25 protein-coding genes and 1 pseudogene are annotated in these 25,315 nt (G+C 60.8%); 18 read left to right on the top strand and 8 right to left on the bottom strand.

The window, feature by feature from the left end:
• The first annotated feature begins 102 nt into the window (after positions 1 to 102).
• From AC13QE_RS26060 to modC, 9 genes are all read left to right on the top strand, one after another.
• Entirely contained in the window at positions 103 to 738 is a 636-nt protein-coding gene (locus AC13QE_RS26060) for a GNAT family N-acetyltransferase (RefSeq protein WP_488485870.1), read from the top strand.
• Positions 735 to 1,322: a GNAT family N-acetyltransferase gene (locus tag AC13QE_RS26055; protein WP_488485869.1), complete on the top strand. Its 588-nt coding sequence runs from the start codon at positions 735 to 737 to the stop codon at positions 1,320 to 1,322. Before AC13QE_RS26060 ends, AC13QE_RS26055 begins: the two co-directional genes overlap by 4 nt.
• A gap of 267 nt (positions 1,323 to 1,589) precedes the next feature.
• Positions 1,590 to 2,693 (top strand): GTPase ObgE, encoded by a 1,104-nt coding sequence (gene obgE / locus AC13QE_RS26050; RefSeq protein ID WP_488485868.1) that lies wholly within the window; start codon positions 1,590 to 1,592, stop codon positions 2,691 to 2,693.
• Entirely contained in the window at positions 2,690 to 3,859 is a 1,170-nt protein-coding gene (gene proB / locus AC13QE_RS26045) for a glutamate 5-kinase (RefSeq protein ID WP_488485867.1), read from the top strand. The genes obgE and proB overlap by 4 nt, the downstream gene beginning before the upstream one ends.
• A complete protein-coding gene (locus AC13QE_RS26040; protein ID WP_488485866.1) occupies positions 3,852 to 5,135 on the top strand; it encodes a glutamate-5-semialdehyde dehydrogenase in 1,284 nt (427 codons plus the stop codon). Before proB ends, AC13QE_RS26040 begins: the two co-directional genes overlap by 8 nt.
• Before the next feature lie 37 nt (positions 5,136 to 5,172).
• The gene (locus AC13QE_RS26035) at positions 5,173 to 5,754 is read left to right on the top strand and encodes a nicotinate-nucleotide adenylyltransferase (protein ID WP_285175705.1); all 582 of its coding nucleotides are present in this window, start codon (positions 5,173 to 5,175) and stop codon (positions 5,752 to 5,754) included.
• A 560-nt stretch (positions 5,755 to 6,314) separates the two neighbouring features.
• Positions 6,315 to 7,112: a molybdate ABC transporter substrate-binding protein gene (gene modA, locus AC13QE_RS26030; protein WP_488485865.1), complete on the top strand. Its 798-nt coding sequence runs from the start codon at positions 6,315 to 6,317 to the stop codon at positions 7,110 to 7,112.
• Positions 7,113 to 7,197: 85 nt separating this feature from the next.
• A complete protein-coding gene (gene modB, locus AC13QE_RS26025; RefSeq protein ID WP_488485864.1) occupies positions 7,198 to 7,899 on the top strand; it encodes a molybdate ABC transporter permease subunit in 702 nt (233 codons plus the stop codon).
• On the top strand, positions 7,896 to 8,969 hold the full coding sequence (gene modC / locus AC13QE_RS26020; protein ID WP_488485863.1) for a molybdenum ABC transporter ATP-binding protein: 1,074 nt from the start codon (positions 7,896 to 7,898) through the stop codon (positions 8,967 to 8,969). The genes modB and modC overlap by 4 nt, the downstream gene beginning before the upstream one ends.
• Here modC and AC13QE_RS26015 read toward each other — a convergent pair whose 3' ends face one another.
• Entirely contained in the window at positions 8,970 to 9,353 is a 384-nt protein-coding gene (locus AC13QE_RS26015) for a winged helix-turn-helix domain-containing protein (protein ID WP_488485862.1), read from the bottom strand.
• Between the two features lie 171 nt (positions 9,354 to 9,524).
• Between AC13QE_RS26015 and AC13QE_RS26010 the strand changes: the two genes are divergently transcribed.
• The 7 genes and pseudogenes from AC13QE_RS26010 (at position 9,525) to AC13QE_RS25980 (ending at position 15,927) form a co-directional block, all read left to right on the top strand.
• On the top strand, positions 9,525 to 9,824 hold the full coding sequence (locus AC13QE_RS26010) for a DUF1330 domain-containing protein (RefSeq protein ID WP_488485861.1): 300 nt from the start codon (positions 9,525 to 9,527) through the stop codon (positions 9,822 to 9,824).
• 162 nt (positions 9,825 to 9,986) lie between these two features.
• Positions 9,987 to 10,429: pseudogene (gene rsfS, locus AC13QE_RS26005) on the top strand (ribosome silencing factor).
• A gap of 115 nt (positions 10,430 to 10,544) precedes the next feature.
• Positions 10,545 to 11,027: a 23S rRNA (pseudouridine(1915)-N(3))-methyltransferase RlmH gene (rlmH, locus tag AC13QE_RS26000; protein ID WP_132719712.1), complete on the top strand. Its 483-nt coding sequence runs from the start codon at positions 10,545 to 10,547 to the stop codon at positions 11,025 to 11,027.
• A gap of 186 nt (positions 11,028 to 11,213) precedes the next feature.
• Entirely contained in the window at positions 11,214 to 12,644 is a 1,431-nt protein-coding gene (locus AC13QE_RS25995) for a murein hydrolase activator EnvC family protein (RefSeq protein ID WP_488485860.1), read from the top strand.
• Complete coding sequence (locus AC13QE_RS25990) at positions 12,634 to 13,962, top strand: S41 family peptidase (protein ID WP_015341735.1); 1,329 nt, start codon at positions 12,634 to 12,636, stop codon at positions 13,960 to 13,962. The genes AC13QE_RS25995 and AC13QE_RS25990 overlap by 11 nt, the downstream gene beginning before the upstream one ends.
• 218 nt (positions 13,963 to 14,180) lie before the next feature.
• The gene (locus AC13QE_RS25985) at positions 14,181 to 15,374 is read left to right on the top strand and encodes a divergent polysaccharide deacetylase family protein (protein ID WP_488485859.1); all 1,194 of its coding nucleotides are present in this window, start codon (positions 14,181 to 14,183) and stop codon (positions 15,372 to 15,374) included.
• A 13-nt stretch (positions 15,375 to 15,387) separates the two neighbouring features.
• Positions 15,388 to 15,927, top strand: a complete 540-nt coding sequence (locus tag AC13QE_RS25980) for an RNA pyrophosphohydrolase (RefSeq protein WP_488485858.1) — start codon at positions 15,388 to 15,390, stop codon at positions 15,925 to 15,927.
• Positions 15,928 to 16,064: 137 nt separating this feature from the next.
• On the opposite strand, the gene bfr is transcribed toward AC13QE_RS25980, so the two are convergent.
• The 5 genes from bfr to AC13QE_RS25955 all read right to left on the bottom strand — a co-directional run bounded on the left by bfr (position 16,065) and on the right by AC13QE_RS25955 (position 22,879).
• Positions 16,065 to 16,550, bottom strand: coding sequence for a bacterioferritin (bfr, locus tag AC13QE_RS25975; RefSeq protein WP_069611399.1), 486 nt, complete (start codon positions 16,548 to 16,550; stop codon positions 16,065 to 16,067).
• Positions 16,516 to 16,827 carry a (2Fe-2S)-binding protein gene (locus AC13QE_RS25970; protein WP_246699069.1) on the bottom strand — a complete coding sequence of 104 codons (312 nt, stop codon included), beginning with the start codon at positions 16,825 to 16,827 and terminating at the stop codon, positions 16,516 to 16,518. Before AC13QE_RS25970 ends, bfr begins: the two co-directional genes overlap by 35 nt.
• A gap of 139 nt (positions 16,828 to 16,966) precedes the next feature.
• Positions 16,967 to 20,434 carry an error-prone DNA polymerase gene (locus tag AC13QE_RS25965; RefSeq protein WP_488485857.1) on the bottom strand — a complete coding sequence of 1,156 codons (3,468 nt, stop codon included), beginning with the start codon at positions 20,432 to 20,434 and terminating at the stop codon, positions 16,967 to 16,969.
• Positions 20,431 to 21,858, bottom strand: a complete 1,428-nt coding sequence (locus AC13QE_RS25960; protein ID WP_488485892.1) for a Y-family DNA polymerase — start codon at positions 21,856 to 21,858, stop codon at positions 20,431 to 20,433. Before AC13QE_RS25960 ends, AC13QE_RS25965 begins: the two co-directional genes overlap by 4 nt.
• A 40-nt stretch (positions 21,859 to 21,898) precedes the next feature.
• Positions 21,899 to 22,879: an ImuA family protein gene (locus AC13QE_RS25955; protein ID WP_488485856.1), complete on the bottom strand. Its 981-nt coding sequence runs from the start codon at positions 22,877 to 22,879 to the stop codon at positions 21,899 to 21,901.
• Positions 22,880 to 23,153: 274 nt separating this feature from the next.
• Between AC13QE_RS25955 and AC13QE_RS25950 the strand changes: the two genes are divergently transcribed.
• A complete protein-coding gene (locus AC13QE_RS25950; RefSeq protein ID WP_488485855.1) occupies positions 23,154 to 23,591 on the top strand; it encodes a metallopeptidase family protein in 438 nt (145 codons plus the stop codon).
• 52 nt (positions 23,592 to 23,643) lie between these two features.
• Here AC13QE_RS25950 and AC13QE_RS25945 read toward each other — a convergent pair whose 3' ends face one another.
• Together AC13QE_RS25945 and AC13QE_RS25940 are read right to left on the bottom strand one after the other, a co-directional pair.
• On the bottom strand, positions 23,644 to 23,850 hold the full coding sequence (locus AC13QE_RS25945) for a DUF1737 domain-containing protein (RefSeq protein WP_488485854.1): 207 nt from the start codon (positions 23,848 to 23,850) through the stop codon (positions 23,644 to 23,646).
• 26 nt (positions 23,851 to 23,876) lie between these two features.
• A complete protein-coding gene (locus AC13QE_RS25940; RefSeq protein ID WP_488485853.1) occupies positions 23,877 to 24,821 on the bottom strand; it encodes an HpcH/HpaI aldolase/citrate lyase family protein in 945 nt (314 codons plus the stop codon).
• 111 nt (positions 24,822 to 24,932) lie between these two features.
• Between AC13QE_RS25940 and AC13QE_RS25935 the strand changes: the two genes are divergently transcribed.
• Positions 24,933 to 25,169: a hypothetical protein gene (locus tag AC13QE_RS25935; RefSeq protein ID WP_041677743.1), complete on the top strand. Its 237-nt coding sequence runs from the start codon at positions 24,933 to 24,935 to the stop codon at positions 25,167 to 25,169.
• Positions 25,170 to 25,315: the final 146 nt, after the last annotated feature.

The raw sequence follows: 25,315 nt of genomic DNA, 5'->3' as shown, positions 1-25,315 counted from the left end.
TCTCATCGACCCGGCTGACCGCATCAGGTTCAGTCCAGAAAACAGGGGAGATGGGGCGCCATCTCCCCTTTTTCTTTACCCTCAACCAAGGAGGACTGAACCATGCAAGGCGAATTGTTAAGGGAAGACCAATCGAGGTCTCCCGAAGAGCGGCTGAGGCCGGAGCGGTTAAGGACCGATTGCCCTGTCTTACTGTCGGAAAGGCTCGTTCTGCGCGCGCCCCACGAAGAAGACATCGACGCCCTTGCCCATCTCGCCAACAACGCCAACGTCGCCACAATGGTATCGCGTATGCCGCACCCGTATACGACCGCCGATGCCGCCGATTTCGTGCGACGCACGAAGCTTGGCGAGATTGGCAAGTGCGTCTATGCCATTACCAAAGCCGACAACGGCGCCTTTCTCGGTTGCTGCGGGGTCGAACCCACGGGCGATCCGAACACGGTCGAGATCGGGTATTGGCTGGGCGAGCCCCACTGGAACCAGGGCTATACCACGGAAGCGGCCCATGCCCTCATCGACATGGTCTTCCGCACACGTGAGAACGTCGCGCAGATCGATGCCCGCTGCCGGGTAACGAACGTCGCATCAAGGCGCGTCGTCCAGAAGTGCGGCTTCCAGTTCCAGGGATCAGGCCTTGCCGCATCTCTGGCACTCGGCAGCACCGTTCCGGTCGAATGGTACAGGCTCGATCGCAAGACCTGGATCTCGTTGCGCAGCTGGGGAGGCATGAGATGAACGCTCTCGCCCTCGCCCGCCGCGATGCCCGAATCCTGATGCCGGGACCGGCGCCGGTCATCCAGACCGGCCGACTGACGCTGCGCCCGCACCGGCTCAGCGATGCCGATATGATTGCGGAATCGCTTTCGGATTTCGCCGTCACCCGCATGCTGGCCCGCGTTCCCGCGCCCTATGACCGGCAGGATGCGCTCGACTGGCTGGTCGAGCACACCTCCGGCCTCGGTGTCGATTGGGAGCTCGCTATCACCGAGCGGGATGATGCCCATATCGGCTGCGTCGGCATCGAGCTTCGCCACGGCCGCTGGCACCTCGGTTATTGGCTGAACCGCTTCTACTGGCGGCAAGGCATCATGACCGAAGCGGTCAAGGCTGCGCTCGAACGTTTTGCTCGCCGCATGCCCGACGTCGCCGTCTATTCCGGCGCCTTCGCCGACAACCCGGCATCCTTGAAGCTGCAGCAGAAGCTCGGCTTCGAGATCACGGGTTGCTCGGAGATCTACAGCTTTGCCCGCAACACCATGGTTCCGCACATCGAAACCGTGTTGAGGCCGGGTGCGCTGCGGCTCTCGCAGGCGGCTTAAGACCCTGAAAATTGGCCATCGCCCACCCGTTCGGCGATGGCCGTCATACCAATCATGCGGTTCCGCCCCTTTATGGCACTGGAGCCGCACGATATTCTTTGACCTCAGCCCGAAGCGCCTATATCGAAGGCGACATGACGGGCAAACGCCGCCCGATGTGTCTTTTGGATGCAGAAGGAGCGGCAGACATTGAAAAGAGCGCATAGGCTTTTGTGAATCCCATTCGATCCGAAGGGATATGCGCCGACACCGGGTGACGGACGTAAGATGAAATTTCTCGATGAAGCAAAAGTCTATATTCGCTCAGGCGACGGCGGCGCGGGCAGCGTCTCCTTCCGGCGCGAGAAATTCATCGAATTCGGCGGCCCGGATGGCGGCGATGGCGGCCGCGGCGGTGATGTCTGGGTCGAAGCCGTCAACGGTCTCAATACGCTGATCGACTTCCGCTACCAGCAGCATTTCAAGGCTACGATTGGCACGCACGGCATGGGCAGGAACCGCGCCGGCGCCAAGGGTGAAGACGTGACGCTGAGGGTGCCTGTCGGCACGCAGATTTTCGAAGAAGATGGCGAAACCCTGATCTGCGACATCACGCAGGAAGGCCAGCGTTTCCGCCTTGCGGCCGGCGGCAATGGCGGCTTCGGCAACGCTTATTTCAAATCCTCGGTCAATCAGGCGCCCGATTGGGCCAATCCCGGCCTGCCGGGCGAAGAAAAGACCATCTGGCTGCGGCTGAAGCTAATCGCCGATGCCGGCCTCGTCGGTCTGCCGAATGCTGGAAAATCGACTTTTCTCGCCGCTGTTAGCCGTGCCCGGCCGAAGATCGCCAATTATCCGTTCACGACGCTTCATCCCAATCTCGGCGTCGCCACCATCGATGGGCAGGAATTCATTCTCGCCGACATTCCCGGCCTGATCGAGGGCGCCCATGAAGGCGTCGGCATCGGAGACCGCTTCCTCGGCCATGTCGAGCGCACCCGCGTGCTGCTGCATCTGGTTTCCGCCCAGGAGGAAAAGGTCGGCCAGGCCTACAAGACTGTGAAGCACGAGCTCGAAGCTTACGGCAACAGTATCCCCGACAAGCCTGAAATCGTCGCTCTCTCGCAAATCGACGTGGTGGACGAAGAAACGCTGAAGAAGAAGACGCGCGAACTGGCGCGAGCCTGTGGCAGAACACCCTTCCAGATTTCCGCCGTCACCGGTCGCGGCATGACGGAAGTGTTGCGCGCGCTGCGCGACGTGATCGTCGAAGCCAATGCCGGCGAAGCGGACAAGCCGGCAAAGTCGCTGAAAGTGCGGCACCGCGACATGCAGGCCGCCGACGATGAAGGCGCTGATGAGCGTAGCGAAGACGGGGATCATCAGGGATGACTGCCCGCAAGCCGCTCGACCGCTACCGCCGCATCGTCATCAAGATCGGCTCCGCTCTCCTGGTTGATCGCAAGACCGGCTTGAAAAAATCCTGGCTCGACGGCATGTGCGCCGATATCGCCGCACTGAAGGCCAAGGGCATCGATGTCCTGGTGGTCTCCTCGGGCGCAATCGCGCTTGGCCGCTCCGTGCTCGACCTGCCCTTCGGTGCGCTGAAGCTGGAAGAAAGCCAGGCGGCGGCGGCTGTCGGCCAGATCTCGCTTGCCCGCGCCTGGTCGGAAAGCCTGTCGCATGACAATATCGTCGCCGGCCAGATCCTGCTGACGCTCGGCGACACCGAAGAGCGCCGCCGTTACCTCAACGCCCGCGCCACCATAAACCAGCTCCTGAAGATCGGCGCCGTGCCGATCATCAACGAGAACGATACGGTCGCGACCAGCGAAATCCGTTATGGCGACAATGACCGCCTCGCGGCCCGCGTCGCAACCATGACCGGCGCCGATCTGCTGGTGCTGTTGTCGGATATCGACGGGCTCTATACAGCGCCACCGCATCTCGACCCGCAGGCAAAATTCCTCGATACGATCGCCGAAATCACGCCCGAGATCGAAGCCATGGCCGGTGGTGCCGCTTCCGAGCTGTCGCGTGGCGGCATGCGCACCAAGATCGATGCCGGCAAGATCGCAACCGGCGCCGGCTGCGCCATGATTATTGCATCCGGCAAGACCGACCGGCCGCTGAAATCAATCGAAAGCGGCGCCCGCTCCTCCTGGTTTGCCCCATCGGGTACGCCCGTTGCCGCCCGCAAGACCTGGATTGCCGGGCAGCTGCAGCCGGCCGGCGAATTGCATGTCGACGATGGCGCCGTGACCGCCCTTGGCGCCGGCAAGAGCCTGCTGCCCGCCGGTGTGCGCCGCGTCGTCGGCCATTTCAGCCGCGGTGACACCGTCGCTGTCATCGGCCCCTCCGGCCGGGAGATCGCCCGCGGCCTTGTCAGCTACGATGCCGAAGAGGCCCGCCAGATCACCGGCCGCAAATCGGCTGAGATCGAGGCCATCCTCGGCTATGCCGGCCGCGCCGCCATGGTGCATCGTGACGACCTTGTCATGACGTCATCCGTCAAGACGAAGGCCGAGAAATCGAAGAAGGATGAAGCTCATGCTTGATACAGTCGCACAAAGCCCCGACATCGACGCGCTGATGAACGATATCGGCCGCAAGGCCCGGGCTGCATCGCGACCTCTGGCCTTTGCTTCGACTGAGAGCAAGAACAAGGCTTTGAATGCCATGGCGGATGCCATTTTGGCCCGCAAGGATCATATCCTCGCTGAAAACGCCAAAGACCTGAAAGACGTCGAAGGCACCGATATGCTTGCCTCCTTCGTCGATCGCCTGACGCTGAACGACAAGCGCGTCGCCGAGATGGCCGAGGGCATTCGCGCCATTGCTGCCCTCGCCGATCCCGTCGGCGAAGTCATCGCTGCCTGGGACCGCCCGAACGGCCTGAAGATCGAGCGCGTCCGCACGCCGCTTGGCGTCATCGGCGTTATCTTCGAAAGCAGACCGAACGTGACAGCCGACGCCGGCGCGCTGTGCCTCAAGGCCGGCAATGCGGTGATCCTGCGTTGCGGCAGTGATTCGCGCCGCTCCTCGCAGGCGATTCATGAATGCCTGGTCGAAGGGTTGAAGGCGGCAGGCCTGCCGGAACATGCCATCCAGCTCGTGCCTGTCAGCGATCGCGCTGCCGTCGGCGCCATGCTGCGCGGCCTCGAGGGCAATATCGACGTTATCGTGCCGCGCGGCGGCAAGAGCCTTGTGGGACGCGTCCAGACCGAAGCGCGTGTGCCGGTCTTTGCCCATCTTGAAGGCCTTTGCCACATCTATATCGATGCCTCGGCCGATCTGGACATGGCGAAATCCATCGTCGTCAACGCCAAGATGCGCCGCACGGGCATCTGCGGCGCTGCCGAAACGCTGCTGGTCGACAAGAAGGTTGCCTCCACCCATCTGAAGCCACTGCTCGACGGACTTGCCGCGGCAGGCTGCGAAATTCGCGGTTCGGCCGATGTGCTGCAGCTTGCACCCGGCCTGAAGGCGGCAACGGAAGAAGACTGGACAACGGAATATCTGGCCGCGATCATCTCGGTGGCCTTGGTCGATGGCATTTCCGGCGCGATCGAGCATATCGGTAAATATTCGTCGAACCACACCGAGGCCGTGATTGCCGAGGATCCCGCTATCGTCGAGCGCTTCTTCACGGAGATCGACTCGGCGATCCTGCTGCACAATGCCTCGACGCAATTTGCCGATGGCGGCGAATTCGGCATGGGCGCGGAAATCGGCATCGCCACCGGCAAGATGCATGCGCGCGGTCCTGTTGGCGTCGAGCAGCTCACCTCCTTCAAATATCGCGTTCGCGGCACCGGACAGATACGGCCCTGACGTGCTGAAAGAAGAGGTTGATCAACACTATCTGCGCATGCCCCATGCCGAGCGCGGCATGGTGGTCGGTCTTTTCGGCGGCTCATTCAACCCGCCGCATGAAGGCCATGCGCTCGTCGCCGAGATCGCCATCCGCCGGCTGGGCCTTGATCAGCTTTGGTGGATGGTAACGCCGGGCAACCCGTTGAAGAGCCGCAATCATCTGGCGCCGCTTGCCGAGCGCATCGCGCTCAGCGAGCAGATTCTCCACAATCCGCGTATCAAGGTGACAGCCTTCGAACAGACGCTGGGCATGAGCTACACGGCCAATACGCTGGCGCATGTGAAGGCGCGCAACCGCCATGTCCACTTCATCTGGATCATGGGCGCCGACAGCCTGAACACGTTCCATCGCTGGCAGAAGTGGCAGGAAATCGCGCAAACCTTCCCGATCGCCGTTATCGACCGGCCGGGATCGACGCTCTCCTACCTCTCGGCCAAGATGGCAAAGACCTTCCACTACGCACGCGTCGACGAAGATGATGCTCGCGTACTCTGGAAGAAGCGGGCGCCGGCCTGGACCTTTATCCACGGACCACGCTCAGCGCTCAGCTCGACAGCGTTGCGAGCCGCACAATAATCTCATCGATCTTTTGAAAAAGTCTGGAAAAATAAAAAGCCCGACGCGGGAGGAGGTGCGTCGGGCTTTTGAACCTGATCAGCAACTGGGAGGAGGAGAGTTGCTGATCCATATCGGACGGCATTGGGAGGAGGAGATCGCCGCCTCGATGATTATGTTTTACCAGATTCTACCGATTGATAAATGGGCGATTGCGCAATGCAGCAATGCATAAAACGCATATCTGCGGAAATTATCTGCCCAAAAAACGCTTCTTTTGCAAATTGAGCGCCGCTTGATGTTCCGTCTCCGGACTTAATTCGGCGAAAGAATGACGCGAGACCCCACGGTTCGTAACGTTATGTCTCGTTTCGTGAGCGTTCGCCAATCCACTGGGCAAAGTCAGTCATGCATTTTTGTAATGCCCAAAGCTGTTCACATGCTCTGCGCCACGGAAAATCCATAGAATTCGTAGGGTTACGCGACCTTATGGCGATATATTTTTGCGAACACATCCCTAGCCAAGCTTCCTCCATCGTTATATCTCTCGAAATATGTCGACATCTTCGGGGAGAATTGAAATGACCACCAGCCGACGCCAATGGATCAAGCTTGCAACCGCCGCAGCATCAGTTGCATGGCTCGGCCTTTTGGTCATTCCAACACCGGTGTTCGCCGCCGACAAAATCGTCGTCTTTGCCGCCGCCAGCATGAAGAACGCGCTCGACAACGCCGATGCCGCCTTCACCAAGGAAACCGGCAAAGAGGTTACCGTCTCCTATGCTGCGAGCGGTCCGCTTGCAAAACAGCTTGAAAACAGCGCGCCGGCCGATGTTTTCATCTCCGCCGACACCAACTGGATGGATTATGTCGCTGGCGAGAAGCTGATCAAAGACGACAGCCGCGTCAACCTGCTGGGTAACAAGCTCGTTCTCGTCGCCGCCAAGGATAAGGCGAAGCCGGTCGAGATCAAGCAGGGCTTCGATCTGGCTAGCCTGCTTGGCGACGGCCGTCTGGCGATGGGCCAGCCGGAATCGGTTCCGGCGGGCAAATACGGCAAGACGGCGCTGGAAAAGCTCGGCGTCTGGTCGTCGATCGAAAAGAAGGTCGCTGGCGCCGAAAGCGTGCGCGCGGCCCTTGCCTTGGTTTCGCGCGGCGAAGCGCCCTATGGCATCGTCTATCAGACCGATGTCTCCGCCGATCCAGGCGTTGCCGTCGTCGGCACCTTCCCCGCCGACAGCCATCCCCCGATCGTCTACCCGATCGCCATCACCAGCGGCAGCAAGAACCCGGATGTACAAGCCTATTTCGATTTTCTGAAATCGGCTAAGGCTGTTCCCTTCTTCGAGCATGAGGGCTTCACCATCCTGAAGCCATGAGCATCATTGCCGCTGATTGGGCAAGGAAGGTTCAATCATCAGGCTCGCCGGCCGTGGCGGGCCTGAGATGTTTAAGGGGCGGGATTTGGACACATTGGGTTTGAGCAGCGACGAATGGACGGCCATAGAGCTGAGCCTGCGCGTTTCCATCGTCGCCATGCTGGTCAGCCTGCCCTTCGGCATCGGCGCAGCACTTCTGCTTGCCCGTGGCCGCTTTTGGGGCAAGTCGATCCTCAATGGCCTCATTCACCTGCCGCTGATCCTGCCGCCCGTCGTCACGGGCTTCATCCTTCTCATTCTCTTCGGCCGCAAAGGGCCGATCGGATCTTTGCTCGAGCAATATTTCGGCCTCGTCTTCTCCTTTCGCTGGACGGGTGCCGCACTTGCCTGCAGCGTCATGGGCTTTCCACTGATGGTCCGAAGCATCCGCCTGTCGGTCGAGGCCGTCGACCGCAAACTGGAGGAAGCCGCCGGCACATTGGGCGCCAGCCCCATCTGGACCTTTGTGACCGTGACGCTGCCACTGATCCTGCCCGGCGTCATCGCCGGCATGATCCTCTCCTTCGCCAAGGCCATGGGTGAATTTGGCGCCACCATCACCTTCGTCTCCAATATTCCCGGCGAGACACAAACGCTGTCTTCGGCGATCTACACCTTCACGCAGGTTCCAGGCGGCGATGCCGGCGCCATGCGCCTCACCATCGTCGCCATTGTGATTTCCATGGCGGCGCTGCTTGCCTCGGAATTCCTTGCCTATCTCGCCGGCCGCAGGGTGGATTTCGAATGACGCTCTCGGTCGATATCCGCCACCGCCTCGGCACCTTTTCGCTGGAGGCTACATTCACCTCCGATGGCGGCGTGACAGCTCTTTTCGGCCGCTCCGGCTCGGGCAAGACGTCGATCGTTCGCATCATTGCCGGCCTGACGCGCCCTGATCACGGCCATGTCAGCTTTGACGATACCGTGCTTGCCGATAGCGACAGGCAGATCTTCGTGCCGCATCATCGCCGCCGCTTCGGCTATGTCTTTCAGGAGGCGCGCCTGTTCCCGCATCTATCCGTGCGGCAGAACCTCAATTACGGCCGCTGGTTCGCACCCAAGAGCGAGCGCGGAGAAAGCTTTGACGGGGTCGTCGATCTTCTCGGCATCGGCGCTTTGCTCGACCGCAGGCCGGCCAAACTTTCCGGCGGCGAGAAACAGCGCGTCGCGATCGGCCGCGCCCTGCTCTCTTCGCCGCGGCTCCTGCTGATGGACGAGCCGCTTGCGGCGCTCGATGAAGCCCGCAAAGCGGAAATCCTTCCCTATCTCGAACGGCTGCGCGACGAGACGAAGATCCCGATCATCTACGTCAGCCACTCCATCGCCGAAGTGGCGCGGCTTGCCAACCGCGTCGTCGTCATGCGCGACGGCAAGGTCGAGACGATCGGCGTTGCCGTCGACATCTTCAGCCGGCTGTCCGGCCCGCTGGCGGCGGATCGCCGCGAAGCCGGTGTGCTGCTGGAAGGCCGCGTCGAGGCGATCGACGATCGCCATCATCTGACAGTCGTTGCTCTGAAGACGGCAAAGCTCTTTGTGCCGGGCCAGGCGGCGGCTGTCGGCAAGACCGTGCGCGTCCACATTCCCGCCCGTGACGTCATGCTGGCGACGACGCGACCAGAAGGCCTGAGCGCCTTGAATATTCTCGATGGCAAAGTGCTGGGAATCGGCACGGCGGCTGACGGGGCGACTGAGATCAAGGTCGATTGCGGCGGCGACATCGTCACTGCCCGCATCACGCAATTCTCAGCCGAAAGACTGGGGCTGCGCATCGGGCTGCCGATCCATGCGGTCATCAAGACCGTGGCGCTCGAACATTAGTCAGGATTTCTTCGCAGAAGCGTCCGCCGAGCTCCGATTGGCTTCGAGCCAGTTCAGGTCATCGGCTATTGCTGCTCGCAGCGTCGTTTCCATACCGCGAAAGCGCCTCAACAACTCCTCGCCGAATGGCGTCAGGGCAGCGCCGCCACCCTTTTGACCACCGCGCTGCGATTCCACGACCGGTTCGCGAAACATGTGATTGAGTTCGCTGATGAGCAGCCATGCCCGGCGGTAGGACATATCCATGGCACGGCCGGCGGCCGAGATCGAGCCGGTCTCCTGAATATGCTCGAGAAGCTCCATCTTGCCGCGCCCGAGCCGATCCTGCCCCGAAAAGCTGATGCGGAGAATGGGCTTCAACGGTGGCTGCGGAGCATCTGTCATGGTGTCTGTAAGCAATTGATATCTGCATAATCTATACGTGGCCTTCGTCCGGCTGTACATGCCGACGGAAATGGACAAGCGGTTGAACCGGCCTATCTGATCTTCAAGAGAAAACGCATTGGCGCGCGAGCACGGACCGCACCAGCCTTGAGGTTTGAGAGGAGGAAACCGATGCCAGTCTATATCATTTCCGATGTCACCATCAGGGATAGCGAAGCCTTCCAGACCTACAGGACCCGCGCGGCCGCCTCCATAGGCCTTTATGGCGGCCACTATCTGGTCCGTGGCGGCCCGATCGAACAACTGGAGGGCGATTGGTCGCCAAATGCGATCGTGATCGTGGAATTTCCGGATGTGGAACGAGCGAGAGCCTGGTATCGCTCGCCCGAATATGCGCATGCTCTCGAGGTCCGCGATCAGGCCCTCAGCCGCAACCTTATTCTCGTCGATGGAGTGCGCCAGGAAGGCTGATTTTCGTCTTCGGCACGAATATTCGCCCATATCTGGTGCGAAAGCGCACTATTCAGACACAAATCCTTGTCCTGAATGGCCGAAGTTGCCGGCCTGCGTCTTGAAACCTTAATGCTTTGATGCCTATCTTTATAACGTGATCGACTCAGATCACTCACGTGCATGTTCTGTTACTCAAGGAAGGAAGAGCACTGACAACAGTACACGCCAAGGGGAGAACGCCTGTCGTTATCCCGAAGAGCTCGGAACGTGGCGCCGATGCCGCTGCCCGCGCCCTGCAAGCCGTCCTCGCAAGCCTCGAGGACTCCAAGGCCGAAAATATCGTCACCATCGACATTGCTGGCAAGTCTGCGCTTGGAGACTACATGGTCGTTGTCTCCGGCCGATCGAGCCGCCATGTCCTGGCGATTGCCGACCATCTCATGACCGATCTCAAGGACGAGGGCTTCGGCAATGCCCGCGTCGAGGGTCTCGATGGCGGCGACTGGGTGTTGATCGACACCGGCGACATCATCGTTCATGTCTTCAGACCCGAGATCCGCGAGTTCTACAACATCGAAAAGATGTGGGCAGCACCCGATCTCGACGAAGGCACGCTGCACTAACCGACGCCAGGAACGCTTTCTCGGCCCGGTACTCAGCCTTACATCGCCGGAGATGAGCCTCCGGCAAGAGTTTCGTTTTGTGCCGCCATGACGGCGGATGTGCGTGGGAGCGGGAATGCGAATAGGTCTTTTTGCGGTGGGACGGCTGAAAGCCGGCCCGGAAAAGGATCTTGCGGCTCGCTATCTCGACCGTTTCGCCAAGGCCGGGCCGGCCATCGGCCTGGAAATGGCGCGCATGACCGAGGTTGCAGAAAGCCGCGCCTCCAATAGCGAGACCCGCAAGCGCGAAGAGGCGGGCCTGCTGCAGAAGGCGCATCCCGAAGGCGGCGTCCTCATCCTTCTCGACGAACGCGGCAAGGCGCTCGACAGCGAAGCCTTCGCCGCCATGCTCGGGACATACCGCGATCAAGGCAAGCGCGACTTGACCATCGCCATTGGCGGCGCCGACGGCCTGGACCCTGCCCTCTACGACAAGGCCGACCTGACCATTTGCCTGGGCAAGCTGACCTGGCCACACCAGCTCGTGCGCATCCTGATTGCCGAACAGCTCTACCGCGCCGTGACAATCCTCTCCGGGCACCCCTACCACCGGGTGTGATTGCTCCATCCGTTTTGAAAACAGTTTGGCTTTCGCCGTTTTTGCGTTAACGAAACGCTCACACAGGCGTGTTTTGATTCCCGCCCTGAAAATGACGATGCTTCCTGGATGATCGCGGCAAATCAGCTTATTTTCGCGTGATCTGAGGGACCAGGCCGAACCGACTGGATGAGAAAAGCCCCGCCCATGCTTTCGCGTATCGTGCTGCCAGCTTTGGCGGCAACTCTGGGCATGGGCGTCTATATGACAGGCCCTTTCTCCCAGGAGAACGTCGCCCTCGCCCAGGAAGCCGATGCCGTCGCTGCGCAAGCACCCGACGATCGCTCTTCTACACCGCCGTCCGCGCAGGAGGCCCCTGACCCGGCGGCGGACCTTGCCCGTAAGCGCGACGAAACCCGCGCGCAGCTCGATGCGCTTTCTAAGACGATCGGTCTTTCGTCCGGCAAGACGAAGGAACTGGAAGATAGCATCGCCTCCCTCGACAAGAGCACTGCCAGCCTGCGCCAGGCGCTGATCGACAGCGCCGCCCGCCGCAAAGAGCTGGACCGCAAGATCCAGCAGAGCGAGAAGACGCTGACGAATCTTGCCGTCAAGGAGGATAAGATCCGCGCTTCCCTGCACGAGCGTCGCGCGCTGCTGGCCGAAGTGCTGGGCGCGCTGGAGCGCATGGGTCGCAATCCGCCGCCGGCATTGCTGGTGACGCCGGACGATGCGCTTGGCTCGGTGCGCAGCGCCATTCTTCTGGGCGCCGTCGTGCCCGGAATGCGCAAGGAGACGGACAAGCTCATCGCCGATCTGACCGATCTCAGCAAGTTGCAGGCCGACACTGCCGCCGAAAAGGCCAGCTTCACCGCCACCGTGACCAATAGTCTGGAGGAGGAACGGCGCATGGATCTGCTGATTGCGGAGAACGACAAGCACAGCAAGGAAAATACGGCCCAGCTCGATGCGGAGCGCAAGCGCGCGGAAGAGCTGGCGGGCCAGGCAACCAGCCTGGAAGGGCTCGTCGCCTCGCTGGAAAGCCAGATCGGCTCCGTACGCGACGCTGCCGCTGCTGCCCGCGCGGAAGAGGCGCGCCGGGCGCAGATGAGCGAACAGCAGCGCGAGCAGGCGAAGGCCCTTGCCGAGAACGGCGTGCCCGATAAAAACCGCATTACGCCCGCATATCCCTTCTCAGACCTGAAGAAAAAGTTGGAGTTGCCCGTGGCGGGCGATATTCTCCGCCAATTCGGCGACGACGATGGCACCGGCCACACCGCGATGGGACTGACCGTTGCGACCGGCCCGGAAGCACTCGTCACGGCTCCCGCCGACGGCACGGTCGTCTATGCCGGCGCGTTTCGCAGCTACGGACAGATGATCATCCTGGATACGGGCGACGGCTATCACATGGTGCTGTCCGGCATGGACGCGATCAAGACGCGCCCGGGCAGATTCGTCTTCGCTGGCGAACCGCTTGCGACCATGGGCCAAAAAAGAGTCGCGAGCGCGACCGCATTGGCGCTGGAAACGGATCGGCCAACGCTTTACATTGAATTCCGAAAAGATGGAAAACCAGTCGATTCTCGGCCCTGGTGGACCTCCAAAGACACTGGAAAGGCACGCAATGATACGTAGGGCTTCTCTTGTTCTCGTCGGCGCATTGATGGGTGCGACCGCGATGGGCGTTATCTACTCGGCGGTAGCGCCGGCGGAAGCCGCTGGCACTTCCACTTACAAGGAGTTGTCGATTTTCGGCGACGTCTTTGAGCGCGTCCGCGCGCAGTATGTGACTCCTCCCCAAGAAGACAAGCTCGTCGAAGCCGCGATCAACGGCATGCTGTCTTCGCTGGACCCGCATTCGAGCTACATGAACGCCAAGGATGCGGAAGACATGCGCACCCAGACCAAGGGTGAATTCGGCGGTCTCGGCATCGAAGTGACGATGGACAATGACCTCGTCAAGGTCATCACCCCGATCGACGATACGCCTGCCGCCAAGGCCGGCGTCCTTGCCGGTGACTATATCACCGCCATCGACGGCCAGTCCGTCCGCGGCCTGAAGCTGGAAGACGCCGTCGAAAAGATGCGCGGCCCGGTCAAGACGCCGATCAAGCTGACGCTGCTGCGTAAGGGCGCCGACAAGCCGATCGAGCTCACGGTCATCCGTGACGTGATTGCCGTCGCCGCCGTCAAGTCGCGCGAGGAAGGCGGCGATGTCGGCTATATTCGCATCATCTCCTTCACCGAAAAGACCACCCCGGACCTCGAAGCCGCGATCGCCAAGATCAAGAAGGATATCCCGGCCGACAAGCTGAAGGGCTACGTCCTCGACCTGCGCCTCAACCCGGGCGGCCTGCTCGATCAGGCAATCAACGTTGCCGACGACGTGCTCGAGCGCGGCGAGATCGTTTCGACCCGCGGCCGCAACCCGGACGAAACCCGCCGCTTCAACGCCACCCCAGGCGACCTGACCGACGGCAAACCGATCATCGTGCTCACCAACGGCGGCTCGGCCTCCGCTTCGGAAATCGTCGCAGGCGCCTTGCAGGATCTGCGTCGCGCCACCGTGCTCGGCACACAGTCGTTCGGCAAGGGCTCCGTCCAGACGATCATCCCGCTCGGCGACGGCAATGGCGCGCTGCGCCTGACGACGGCGCTCTACTACACGCCGTCGGGTCGCTCGATCCAGGGCACCGGCATCACGCCTGACATCAAGGTCGACCAGCCGCTTCCCGACGATCTGAAGGGCAAGCTGACGACGGAAGGCGAATCCAGCCTGCCGGGCCACATCAAGGGCCAGAGCGAGACCGACAAGGGCTCCGGCTCTTCGGCCTATGTGCCGCCGGATCCGAAGGACGATATCCAGCTCAACTACGCGCTCGACCTGCTGCGTGGCGCGAAGACGGATCCGGCCTTCCCGCCGAACCCCGAAAAGGCGGTTTCCTCCAAGTAAGGATTGGCGCCGGGCTGGAAACAGACCCGGCGCTTTCATGATGAGGGAGCGGGGCGAGGGGTATCGTTCCGCTCTTCTCGGTCAGCCTCTGAATCCGACGTCGCTCAGAACAGTCTTGTTCATGTTTTAGCACTTCGAGTGCCGCGGGCATTTTTCCGCTTCGCCGTGAGCGATATGCTCGAGGCCAATAGAGTTTTCCGCTTGGGGTGGATTGAAGCTTGGGAACGGATTTGCATGCACCGTTGGGACAGAATCGCGGCCCCGGCCGCCAGCGGCGCTCCATCCCCTTTGGACGCATTCTCGGCGGCTTCTGTCTGATCGCGATCGCCGGCTTTTCGCTCTATTCGGCGCTGATGCGCGATCCCCTGCAAAAGACTCAGCCGGCCGAAACGGCAAAGAAGCAAGATCCGGCACCTGCAGCCGAAACCAAGCCGGGGAGCACCGAACAAACCGGTCAGGCCGGATTGACCCAAGTCGATCCGCAATCCGGCGCCAATACCACGCGCGTAGTGACCGGCGACGGTTCGGTCGTCACCATGTTCAGCCCCAGCAATCGCGACGGCAGCGGCCCGGTCTTGATCAACGCCAATCAGGTGGGACAGGATCCGCGCATGGCGGCGACGCCGAATGACAGCCTGCTGGAGGATTCGCCCTTCGGCAAGCTGCCGATCACCTCGCCAAGCGGCCTTCGGCCGATGGATCAATATGCGCGGCCTTGGTCCGGCGCGCGGGGCACGCGCATCGCTATCGTCGTCAGCGGCCTTGGGCTGAGCCAGACCGGCACGCAGCGCGCCATCGAGAAGCTGCCGGAGGAAATCACCCTTGCCTTTGCCGCCAGCGGCAACAGCCTGCAGCGCTGGATGCAGGAGGCAAGGCGCGGCGGCCACGAGATCCTCATCCAGGTGCCGTTCGAGCCCTTCGACTATCCCGGCAACAATCCCGGACCGGATACGCTGCTGACCTCGCTGTCATCAGCCAAGAACATCGAAAATTTGCATAAAGCGATGGGCAAGATCACCAATTATACCGGCGTCATGAACTATCTCGGCGGCCGCTTCCTTGCCAATCCCGGCGCCATGGAACCCGTGCTGCGCGACATCGGCAAGCGCGGACTGCTGTTCCTCGACGACGGCTCATCCGCCCAATCGAAGTCCGGAATGCTTTCGAAAACGCTTGAGGTGCCGCACGCTTTTGCCGATATCCAGCTCGACGGAGAGCTCCAACAGGACGCGATCCTCAGGAAACTCGACGAACTCGAGCGCATCGCCCGCCGTAACGGCTCTGCGATCGGCGTCGCTTCCGCCTTCGATGAGAGCGTCGACGCCATCAGCAAATGGAGCGAAGAGGCAGCCATGCGCGGTATTGAAATCGTCGCGGTCTCGGCGCTTGCCGAGGATTCCAAACACCCCTGACCCGGAGAGAAAGATGAGCACGCCCCATGCGACCGTGAAAGCCGAAGACCTGCCTTACCGTCCCTGTGTCGGCATCATGATCCTGAACCGAGGGGGCCTAGTCTGGGCTGGTCGTCGCATTCCGGTCGGCAATTCTGAATATGACGGCTCGCCGCAGCTCTGGCAGATGCCACAGGGCGGCATAGACGAGGGCGAAGACCCACTGAAAGCGGCCTATCGCGAATTATACGAAGAAACGGGCATGAAAACCGTGACCTTGCTCGCGGAAGCCAGGGACTGGATCAATTACGATCTTCCGCCGCAGCTGATCGGCATCGGCCTCAAGGGGAAATTCCGCGGCCAGACGCAGCGCTGGTTTGCCTTCCGCTTCGACGGCGACGAAGGGGAGATTGCCATCAATCCGCCGCCGGGCGGCCACGAACCGGAATTCGATGCATGGGAATGGAAGCCCATGGCGGTGCTTCCCGACCTGATCGTTCCCTTCAAACGCTCGGTCTACGAGCAGGTGGTTTCGGAGTTCAGCCACCTGGCCGATCTGAAAGCCGAAGACTGAAAATCAAGGCCGGCCGCAAAACGGTCGATTCATAAAGCAATTCCAGGAAAAGCTTGCGCGCTTCTCCTGAAATTGGGTGAAAACAAAGATATGGAGCGGTTCAGAGATTTAAAAACCGAGCCGCTCCAGTATGTCGCTTATTCCGCGGAATCGGCGGAGTCGGCATTAAGCTGGCCGTATTTGGCTTCGCCGATCTTGCCGAGCAGTTCGAGCTGGGTTTCGAGGAAGTCGATGTGGCCTTCCTCATCGGCCAGAAGCTCTTCGAACAGCTTCATGGACACGTAGTCGCCGGCATCGTGACAGATGTCGCGGGATTTCTTGTAGGCCGTGCGTGCGTCGTATTCGCCGGCGAGATCGGCTTCCAGCACTTCCTTGACGTTCTGACCGATGCGCAGCGGCGCTAGCGTCTGCAGGTTCGGATGACCTTCGAGGAAGATGATGCGGGCAACGAGGCGATCGGCGTGCTGCATCTCCTCGATGGATTCTGCGCGCTCTTTCTTGGCAAGCTTGGTGTAGCCCCAGTCTTCGAGGAGTCTGTAGTGAACCCAATATTGGTTGACTGCGCCAAGCTCGAGGAAGAGTGCCTCGTTAAGCCGCTCGATGACCTTTTTGTCGCCTTTCAATGTCCGCTCTCCTGTTGTCTTCATGGAATTTTTTCAGGCGGGACATGAAATCAAATATTTCCGCTTCCGTCGAGTGGCGGCGGGCATGATAATCCTGGGTTGTCTGTATAATGATATCAACGACATTCGGGAAGCAGCCGCAGCAACGGCCGCGCTTTTCCATCGCGTGATAAACCTTGGCGGGAACGATGAGCTGCCAACAGTCCTGATCAAGGAACTCGTTGATGACGTCCCGGATTTCTTTGTCGGTGATGTAATTACAACTGCAAACCAGCATTCTTCGCTCAGCCCGTCAAACATGACATTTGCTGTCTTGTTATCTGCTAAAGAAGACGCTCTTTGTCAAGAAAGAAACGATTCGAATCTCGTCCGCGGGCCGAGTTCCGAAACTCTTGCCCGATACGAAGCCCGCAAGCTCAATGGAAATTGCGGCCTTGCGGCATGACTTTCGCCGTTTCGGCACCATGGCTTCGGCCTTCCGTCACCGCCCCTCCATCGGAAGAAGGCGCCAGAAAGACGGGCTTCCGCTTCTGCCTGTGATCCATGGTCGGGCGCAGGGCTTCATCCGCCCGGTCGCTGACACCAAACCGTCGCGCCTCGCGCTGCAGAATACCAAGTGCCGGCGTCATATCCTCGATATGATCGACCACCACATGGATGACGCCGCTTTCGCTCTGCAGCCGGCCTCGGATCTTGACCAGCCGCGCCCCCATGACGATGGCTCGGTACTTATCGAACTTCTTCGGCCAGACGATCGCATTGGCGACACCGGTTTCATCCTCCAGCGTCATGAAGATCACGCCCTTGGCCGAACCTGGCCGCTGGCGCACCAGCACCAGGCCGGCAATCGTCACCATGCGGCCGCTGGCGATACCAGGCAAATCCCGGCTTTGCACGATTCCCTGGCGGGCGAAATCGGCACGCAGGAAGGAAACAGGATGCGCCTTCAAGGATAGCGACAGATAGCGATAGTCCTCGATGACCTGCTCGCCAGGCAGCATTTCCGGCAGCGCGACCGCCGGCTCGACCTGCAGCTCCGCATGGTCGCCGAGATCGAAGAGGGGAAGCGTTTCGGCGGCACTTCCGGCATCGAGCGCCCGCACGGCCCATAGAGCCTCACGTCGGCTCAAACCGATGGAGCCGAACGCATCCGCATCCGCAAGGCGCTCGATCTGCGCCTTGGCAAGCCCGGAGCGCAGCCAGAGATCGCGCACGGACCGATAGCCATCGCCCCGGCGCTCGACGAGCTGGTTCATCTCCTCCTCAGACAGACCCTTGACTTGCCGGAAGCCGAGACGGACGGCACATTGCGTCTTGATATCGTCGCGCATCGACGCATGGCGCCGCTCGATTGCGCCTGGATCGAAACGTGCCTTCTCCAGCAGGCAATCCCAGCTGGAACGATTGATATCCACCGGCCGCACCTCGACGCCATGCTCGCGCGCATCGCGCACCAGCTGCGCCGGCGCATAGAAGCCCATGGGCTGGGCATTGAGAATCGCCGCACAGAAGACATCAGGATAATAGGCCTTGAGCCAGGACGAGGCATAGACGAGTAGAGCGAAGGACGCCGCATGGCTCTCGGGAAAGCCATATTCGCCGAAGCCTTCGATCTGGCTGAAGCAGCGCTCGGCAAAGTCCTGAGGATAGCCATTCGCGACCATGCCCGAAACCAGATCCTTTTTGAATTCGTCGACCCTGCCCGTTCGCTTGAACGTTGCCATGGATCGGCGCAGCCGATCAGCCTTGGCAGGCGAAAATCCGGCTGCGGTGATGGCGATCTGCATCGCCTGTTCCTGAAACAGCGGAACCCCCAAAGTTCGCTCCAGAACAGCCTTCAACTCCGGGCGATGATATTCGATCGGCCGCTTGTGAAGAACGTCGTCCCGCCGCTTGAGGTAAGGATGCACCATATTGCCCTGGATGGGACCGGGGCGGACGATCGCCACCTCGATGACCAGATCATAGAATCTGCGGGGCCGCAGACGCGGCAGCATGCTCATCTGCGCCCGGCTTTCGATCTGAAAGACGCCGATCGTATCGGCGCGGCAGATCATGTCATAAACCGGCTTGCCATCCGGATATTCCTTGCTCCCAAGGTCGGCGAGCGCCTTCTTCACATCATAATGCAGCAACAGCAGATCGAAGGCCTTGGCGAGACAGGTCAACATGCCGAGCGCAAGCACGTCGATCTTCAATATGTTGAGATTGTCGAGATCGTCCTTGTTCCACTCGATCATGTAGCGATCGTCCATCGCCGTATGCATGATCGGCACGACTTCATCCAGCCGATCCCGGGTGATGACGAAGCCGCCGACATGCTGGGTCAGGTGCCGCGGAAACCCCATCAGCGTCGAGGCATAGGAAAGGACGTTGCGTGTCGTCTTGTCCTTGAGATCGAGGCCGGCAATCTTTGCCTCACGTTCCGACAGCTCCTCCGTCGACCAACCCCAGACGCCGCTTGCAAGAGCGGACTGCACGTCCTCCGACAGACCGAAGGCTTTCGCCACTTCGCGGCCGGCCGAGCGCGCCCGATAGCTGGTGACCGCCGCCGTCAGCCCGGCATGCTCCTTGTAGTAATGCCTGTAGATGAACTGGATGACCTCCTCCCGCTTCTCGTGCTCGAAATCGACATCGATATCAGGCGGCTCCTCGCGCTCCGTCGAGATGAACCGCTCAAAAAGCAAGCTTGTTATTTCCGGATTGACCTCGGTAATCCGGAGGCAATAGCAGACCGTCGAATTGGCCGCCGATCCGCGTCCCTGACACAGGATATTCGCACTACGGGCAAACTCCATGATGCGATGCACCGTCAGGAAATAAGGCTCATATTGCCGCTCTCGGATGAGCTTGAGTTCATGTTCGATCTGCGTCGAAACCTTCGGAGGAATCCCTTCGGGAAAGCGCCATCTAGCCCCCGCCCAGGTCAGTCTTTTCAGCGTCTCCGCAACGGGCTCACCATCATTGCTTTCATCGGGATAATTGTGTTTCAGCTCATCCAGAGAAAAAGACAACCGGCTAAAAAACTTCTGCGTATTGGCGATAGCCTTCGGATAATCACGGAACAGACGCGCCATCTCGGCAGCGTCTTTCATATAGCGTTCGGCATTCGCCGCTAGCTTGAAGCCGGCCTCGGCGATCGGCACATGCTCGCGGATCGAAACGACGATATCGGCAAGCGGCTTGCGCTCGGTCGTATGATAGAGCGGCTGATTGCTGGCAATCAGCCGCACGCCATTGCGCTGCGCCAGGATGGAAAGCGTGGCGAAGACCATCCGATCCCGCCCGTCATAGGCCGGCGACAGGACCATGTGGAACTTCCGGCCGAAGCGCATCCATAACCGCTTGAGGCATTGCTCCAGCTTTTCCTGCCCCTCCTGCGTCTCGACGCTTTCAGCATCGGGAACCAGCGCCAGCATCATCTCGTCGCCCCATTCCACGAGGTCGCTTTCATTGAGGATGCAGGTGCCTTTTTCGCCACGCAGATTACCGGCGCTCAGCAGCCGGCAGAGATGCGCCCAGCCCTTTCGGTTTTCCGGATAGGCAAGAATATCGGGCGTGCCATCCGAAAAGACCAAGCGCGCGCCGGGTTGGAAAGGAACAGGCTTCAGGAGCGGCTTTTCTGGCTTGCCCTTCGCCTGAAGCTCCAGGTTCTTCTCAATGCCCTCCTTGTACTTCTCCCGGAGAAGCTTGGTATGCGCATACGCCTTGACCACGCCTGCAACCGAATTGCGGTCGGCGATCCCAAATCCGGAAAGTCTCAGGATGGCGGCCTGCGTCACGATTTCCTCCGGATGCGAGGCACCTTCGAGAAAGGAAAAATTCGTTCTCACCCCGATCTCAAAGAAGGGTACAGGTTCGTGAAAGCTCGGGCGCGCGTTCATGCGAAGACCCCGTGCATGTACCAATCCGGCGTCGTGCCGCTTCGGCCATAGAGCCCCTTGCGGAACAGCCAGAAACGATGCCCCTCCTCATCCTCGACCTGGAAATAATCGCGGGCAGGCTCTTCCTTTTCCTCGACCCACCATTCCGCCGAAAGCCGCTCCGGCCCCTCGGCCCGGCTGACCCGATGCATGACCCGCCGCCAGCGGAACTGCCGGGGAGGGCCGTCGGGCACTTCGGCAGCAATGGTTTCGACCAGCTCCGGCATACGAAACAGCCGCAGCGGCCGTTCGCCGCGGAAGAAACCATGACCGGCATATTCCTCACCTGTGCGCCGCTTCGAGGCGGGGATGGCCATGGCCGGCAGCGGTCGCACGGCCCGCTCAGGGATATGGCTCTGCCGCAACTCGAACCCTTGCAGACAATCCGGCCCCAGCCGGGCGGCCACACGATCCACAAAGGCGGCAAGAGATCCTTCCTGGCGGTCTTCTCCGACAAAATCGCCTTGCATAGCATCGAAGGGCGCATGCTGAAGCACATTGAGGCGGATGATTTCGAAACCGTAACCGACATCGAGATCGTCATGAATGGCGCCAAAACGCTCCGTGAACAGGCTAGCGATCCGGCTCGGCTCCCGCAGCGGTTGCGATGCGCCGGCCGCGATGCGGAAAACCGCCCCATCCACCCGGAAAAGCAGGAGTTCGAAGGAGCGGCCCCCGACGCCGCGCGCCTCCAGCCCCGGCTTCAGGGTTTCGGCAAGCTGGCGGGCAAGCTGAAGAATATCCTCTTCCGCCTGCACCGGCTCGGCGAGCCGGCGCTCGGCCGACAATTGCGCGACCGGGCGACGCGGCGAAATCGGTTCCTCGACGAGGCCGACGGCCTGATCGAGCCGCAACATTAGCTGCGCACCGAAACGGCGGGCAAGCGGCGCACGCGGTGCTGCCAGAAGGTCGCCGACCTGCTTCAATCCCAGTTTCTGCAACGCAGCGATGGTCTCTTCGCCGAGCCTCAGAGACGCCACGGGCAGCGGCGCCAGGGCCTCTTCCATGGCTTCCGAAGGAACGACACGGCTTTCTTCGAAACGAGCAACCGCCCAGGATAGGCCGGGCGCGGAGGAAATGGCACCACGCACATCGAGCCCCAGCCGGGAAATCCGGATCAAGATATCCTCAAGTAGCGCCTCTTCGCCACCGAAGAGATGGGCGCAGCCGGTAATATCGAGAAACAACCCATCCTTGCCGTCGATCGCCACCAGCGGCGTATAGCGGTCGCACCAGTCCGCGATCGCTTCCAAAAGCTTGCGATCCGCGGCCAGATCCTCCTCGACGACATCGAGATCGGGACAGATCGCCTTTGCCTCAGCCACGCCCTGACCCTGCTTCAGGCCGATCATTTCAGCCCGTTCATTGAGCGCGGTCAGCCGCATGGCATTGTTCAGCTTGCCGGCACAGGCAAGCGGCGGCGCTTCAAGCCTGCCTGTCGAACGCCAGGACAGACCCCAGCGCTTGCGCGCGATCCGGTCGGTCGGCAGATGCGGGAAGGTCAGCGCCAGAATGCGTTGCGTGTTCGCCGGGAAAGGCGGGGTACTGAACATCGGAGATAGGGGCAAAGCGGCGGTCATGGGCATTCCACTCCAGGGTTATGGAAAGAGGCGCCGGGTTTCGGCTCTTTTCCAAGGTCAGACGAAAAGCCGGGTGACCGATGCTGCCGCCAAGCACCGATCCGTCCGGCAGGGGCCGCGCCTGCGCCGGCGCGGGTTCGACGGAAAAGCGGAAGAGGGCGCTGCTTGCTTCCTCCTCGCCTCCCTGTCGCAACAGAAACAAGGGCCGTCGCGCCGCCTTGGCCCTCAGCGCCAGCCGTCGGCTCTCGGTCAGACCGAAACGGGCGGGATTGCCGCGCACTTCCAGAATGACGACGGCAAAGGCAGCGCTGCCAAGGGCTGCTTCCGCCACCCAGAGCGCATCGTCGAGCTTGCGCGGCGACGCCTGTAGGAGAGCCTGAGGCTCCAGCCCGAAATCGCCGATGCCGATGGCATAGGGCAGGCCTGCCTCCATCGTTGCGACCGTATCGCCGATCCACAGGACCGGAGACTTGGCCGCGACCATATCCGATGCTCGCGCATGCAGTCTCGCCGCAAGCGCAAGGGCAAAGCCGCTGGCCGCCCCGGCATTGCGCAGGCCGAGCGAGCGGATTTCCGTCAGCGCATCGAGCGGCAGACCGCCTTGCAGCGCTGCATCGAGCTCATCGATGCCGATCGGAAGGAGCGACTGCTCAAGCCTAGGCTCAGTAGGCAGGGATTTCGCAATACCCATCACCTCTCTCACCGGCTTGTCTGCCAAAGCCTCATGCGTCGAGGCTGCCAGCGCCGGGATCGGCCTGCCTTCCAGTCGGGCAATGGTTTCACGCAGGGCAAAAAGCGTTTCCCGCGCCACGGCAGCCTCGGCCATGACGTTCACTCCAGATCGATAATGTTCCTGTTATGTTCTTATGGATTCCAGAGCTTGGAGAAAGAGTCAACACCATTTCATAAGAAAATATTCCTTTGAACCGAGCCAGATGATTTCGGTCTGTCGCCCGAAAATCCGAATCCGCTCTAGAATCAAAAAAGTAGAGCATGATGTCGATCGAAAACCGCTCAAACACTTTTCGGTATCACGCTCTATTCCGCTCTCGTAAAAGCAGCGCAAAGTCTCTATATGACCAGCCAAGGAAGGAATATTCATGGCTCGCGTTGACCAGAGCGAAGATTGGCGGGATCGCCATTCTCCCTCCATCAGCACATTCGAATCCCTGGCAATGGAGGCTTACAGCCACCTGCCGGAAGAATTTCGCTCGCTCACCGGCAACCTCGTCATTCTCATCGAGGATTTCCCGGATGACGAAGTGTTCGAGGATATGGCGCTGGAAACACCCTTCGACCTGCTCGGCCTTTTCGAAGGTCGCGGCATCTCGGAGCGCTTTACCGCCCAGACCGGCGATATGCCCAACAAGATCCGCCTCTATCGCCGGCCGATCATCGACTATTGGGCTGAAAACGAGGAAACCCTCGGCGACATCATCACCCATGTCCTGATCCACGAGATCGGCCACCATTTCGGCCTGAGCGACGAGGATATGGAGCGCATCGAGGCGAGCGCCGAAGAAGCGACGGATCGCTGATACAAACCCCGACCGCAAGACGGCCGGGGGAATGAAGAATTTCAGCCGGCGCTTACTGCTCCGAAAGCTTCATCTCCGGATCGTAATCCTTGCCGACCACGTCCTTGACGACGGCCTGGCCGCATTCCATCCGCCCGCTTGCAGAATTGAAGCCATAGGTCGGCGAACCGTATAGCTCCCAGCCCTTGTTCAGCGCCGCGCTCACCTTGTGGCAGAAGGAAGCGTCGTCGGGGCCGGTGAGGAAACGGTAGAGTTTCATCAAAGCATCTTTCTTGTATTTGGCAATCAGCCATCGGTGCGGGGCGTTGCAGCGGCGCCCGAAGAACGCTGCGCGATCAGACGAGCTTTATGGACGAGTCTCTCCGCCTGGACAAGGTGCAGCCGCTCCACCATCCGCCCGCCAAGGTTCACGACATTGAGAGTGGCGGCCTCCGGTGCGGCAAAGGCAGCGATAATGGCTTCGGCCTCGGCGATGGCGGTCTCAGCCGGACCGAAATGCCGGTTGGCTGCCTCGATCTGGCTCGGATGGATCAGCATCTTGCCGGCAAAGCCCATAGCAACCCCTTGGTCGCATTCTGCCTCGAATTCGTCGGCATTCCTGAAATCGTTGAAGACGCTGTCGATCGCCTCAAGGCCGTAAGCACTGACGGCCAATATCACCTGCATCAGCCAGGGCACGAGATAGGGGCGACCGGGCTGGGGCGGGACACCCGTTTCCTTCCTGAGATCGTTGAGACCGACGACGAAACAATCGAGCCGGCTTCCTGCCGTGCGCCCGGCCTCGGCGATCGCGGCCGCATTCAGGATGCCGCGCGGCGTCTCGATCATCGCCCAGATACGCAAGTCTTCCGGTGCATCGGCTTCCGCAAGCCGGTCACTGACAGCGGTCACGTCCTGCGGCTCATCCACCTTCGGCAGCAACACCGCATCCGGCTCCAGCTCCGTAACCAGCGCCAGGTCATCGGCGCCGAAATTGGAGGAAAGCGCATTGATGCGGATGATCCGCTCCTTGCCCGGCAGCGGCGAGGCCGAAAAGAAGGCCCGGAGATTCTCCCGCGCCTCGGCCTTCTTTTCCGGCGAAACCGAATCCTCGAGATCGAAGATGACCGCGTCGCATTCGAGGCTCGAAAGCTTGTCCAGCGCGCGTCGGTTGATCGCGGGAACGCTCAAGACCGAGCGGCGCAGACGGGCGGGACGGGACGAGGGGTTTTGGCTCGCAGATTGGCTCATTGTGCCGTTTTGCCGCGCTTTTAATCGGCAGGCAAGTCAACAAAAAGCCATGCTCCTCTTGCAGATGACAGTGATGAGGGCCACATTGCTTGATGTAGAGAGGTCTCGACCATGCAGAATATCCGTTCCCTGTTCATCGCGCTTGCCGGTATCACCGTGTTTGCGGCCATGGCGTTGTTTACCGTTTCGGTCACGCTCGCCGTCGGCGCTATCCTCACCGTGCTGATGGCAGCCCGCGCGATTTCGCTGCGCATGAAACCGGCCCCGGTGCACGCCAAGGCGAAGACGAACGGCCAGCGCGAAATGCGCATCTGGAACGACGGTCGCGGCACCATCATCGATCTCTGAGATTGAAAGCAGGGCAGAGCAGGGCGGTCTTTCCGCCCGCCGGCGTGTCTGATTGAGGTGGCGCCATGAAGGGCAGGGCGACCAAGGCGCTGCATTTTAGGGCATTTCCAAGATTCTCCTTCATTTCGGGCCGGATTTGCTCTATT

It is taken from the genome of Martinezella sp. CNPSo 3957 (assembly GCF_057784395.1).
The sequence above is the reverse complement of the archived record's forward strand: the minus strand, read 5'-3'. Positions and strand labels throughout refer to the sequence as shown.

What these genes read in the sequence shown, in the direction of transcription:
- AC13QE_RS26060 (WP_488485870.1), top strand. Translation starts at nt 103, where the DNA reads ATGCAAGGCGAATTGTTAAGGGAAGACCAATCGAGGTCTCCCGAAGAG.
- AC13QE_RS26055 (WP_488485869.1), top strand. Translation starts at nt 735, where the DNA reads ATGAACGCTCTCGCCCTCGCCCGCCGCGATGCCCGAATCCTGATGCCG.
- obgE (WP_488485868.1), top strand. Translation starts at nt 1,590, where the DNA reads ATGAAATTTCTCGATGAAGCAAAAGTCTATATTCGCTCAGGCGACGGC.
- proB (WP_488485867.1), top strand. Translation starts at nt 2,690, where the DNA reads ATGACTGCCCGCAAGCCGCTCGACCGCTACCGCCGCATCGTCATCAAG.
- AC13QE_RS26040 (WP_488485866.1), top strand. Translation starts at nt 3,852, where the DNA reads ATGCTTGATACAGTCGCACAAAGCCCCGACATCGACGCGCTGATGAAC.
- AC13QE_RS26035 (WP_285175705.1), top strand. Translation starts at nt 5,173, where the DNA reads ATGCCCCATGCCGAGCGCGGCATGGTGGTCGGTCTTTTCGGCGGCTCA.
- modA (WP_488485865.1), top strand. Translation starts at nt 6,315, where the DNA reads ATGACCACCAGCCGACGCCAATGGATCAAGCTTGCAACCGCCGCAGCA.
- modC (WP_488485863.1), top strand. Translation starts at nt 7,896, where the DNA reads ATGACGCTCTCGGTCGATATCCGCCACCGCCTCGGCACCTTTTCGCTG.
- AC13QE_RS26015 (WP_488485862.1), bottom strand. Translation starts at nt 9,353, where the DNA reads ATGACAGATGCTCCGCAGCCACCGTTGAAGCCCATTCTCCGCATCAGC.
- AC13QE_RS26010 (WP_488485861.1), top strand. Translation starts at nt 9,525, where the DNA reads ATGCCAGTCTATATCATTTCCGATGTCACCATCAGGGATAGCGAAGCC.
- rlmH (WP_132719712.1), top strand. Translation starts at nt 10,545, where the DNA reads ATGCGAATAGGTCTTTTTGCGGTGGGACGGCTGAAAGCCGGCCCGGAA.
- AC13QE_RS25995 (WP_488485860.1), top strand. Translation starts at nt 11,214, where the DNA reads ATGCTTTCGCGTATCGTGCTGCCAGCTTTGGCGGCAACTCTGGGCATG.
- AC13QE_RS25990 (WP_015341735.1), top strand. Translation starts at nt 12,634, where the DNA reads ATGATACGTAGGGCTTCTCTTGTTCTCGTCGGCGCATTGATGGGTGCG.
- AC13QE_RS25980 (WP_488485858.1), top strand. Translation starts at nt 15,388, where the DNA reads ATGAGCACGCCCCATGCGACCGTGAAAGCCGAAGACCTGCCTTACCGT.
- AC13QE_RS25970 (WP_246699069.1), bottom strand. Translation starts at nt 16,827, where the DNA reads ATGCTGGTTTGCAGTTGTAATTACATCACCGACAAAGAAATCCGGGAC.
- AC13QE_RS25965 (WP_488485857.1), bottom strand. Translation starts at nt 20,434, where the DNA reads ATGAACGCGCGCCCGAGCTTTCACGAACCTGTACCCTTCTTTGAGATC.
- AC13QE_RS25960 (WP_488485892.1), bottom strand. Translation starts at nt 21,858, where the DNA reads ATGCGGCTGACCGCGCTCAATGAACGGGCTGAAATGATCGGCCTGAAG.
- AC13QE_RS25955 (WP_488485856.1), bottom strand. Translation starts at nt 22,879, where the DNA reads ATGGCCGAGGCTGCCGTGGCGCGGGAAACGCTTTTTGCCCTGCGTGAA.
- AC13QE_RS25950 (WP_488485855.1), top strand. Translation starts at nt 23,154, where the DNA reads ATGGCTCGCGTTGACCAGAGCGAAGATTGGCGGGATCGCCATTCTCCC.
- AC13QE_RS25945 (WP_488485854.1), bottom strand. Translation starts at nt 23,850, where the DNA reads ATGAAACTCTACCGTTTCCTCACCGGCCCCGACGACGCTTCCTTCTGC.
- AC13QE_RS25940 (WP_488485853.1), bottom strand. Translation starts at nt 24,821, where the DNA reads ATGAGCCAATCTGCGAGCCAAAACCCCTCGTCCCGTCCCGCCCGTCTG.
- AC13QE_RS25935 (WP_041677743.1), top strand. Translation starts at nt 24,933, where the DNA reads ATGCAGAATATCCGTTCCCTGTTCATCGCGCTTGCCGGTATCACCGTG.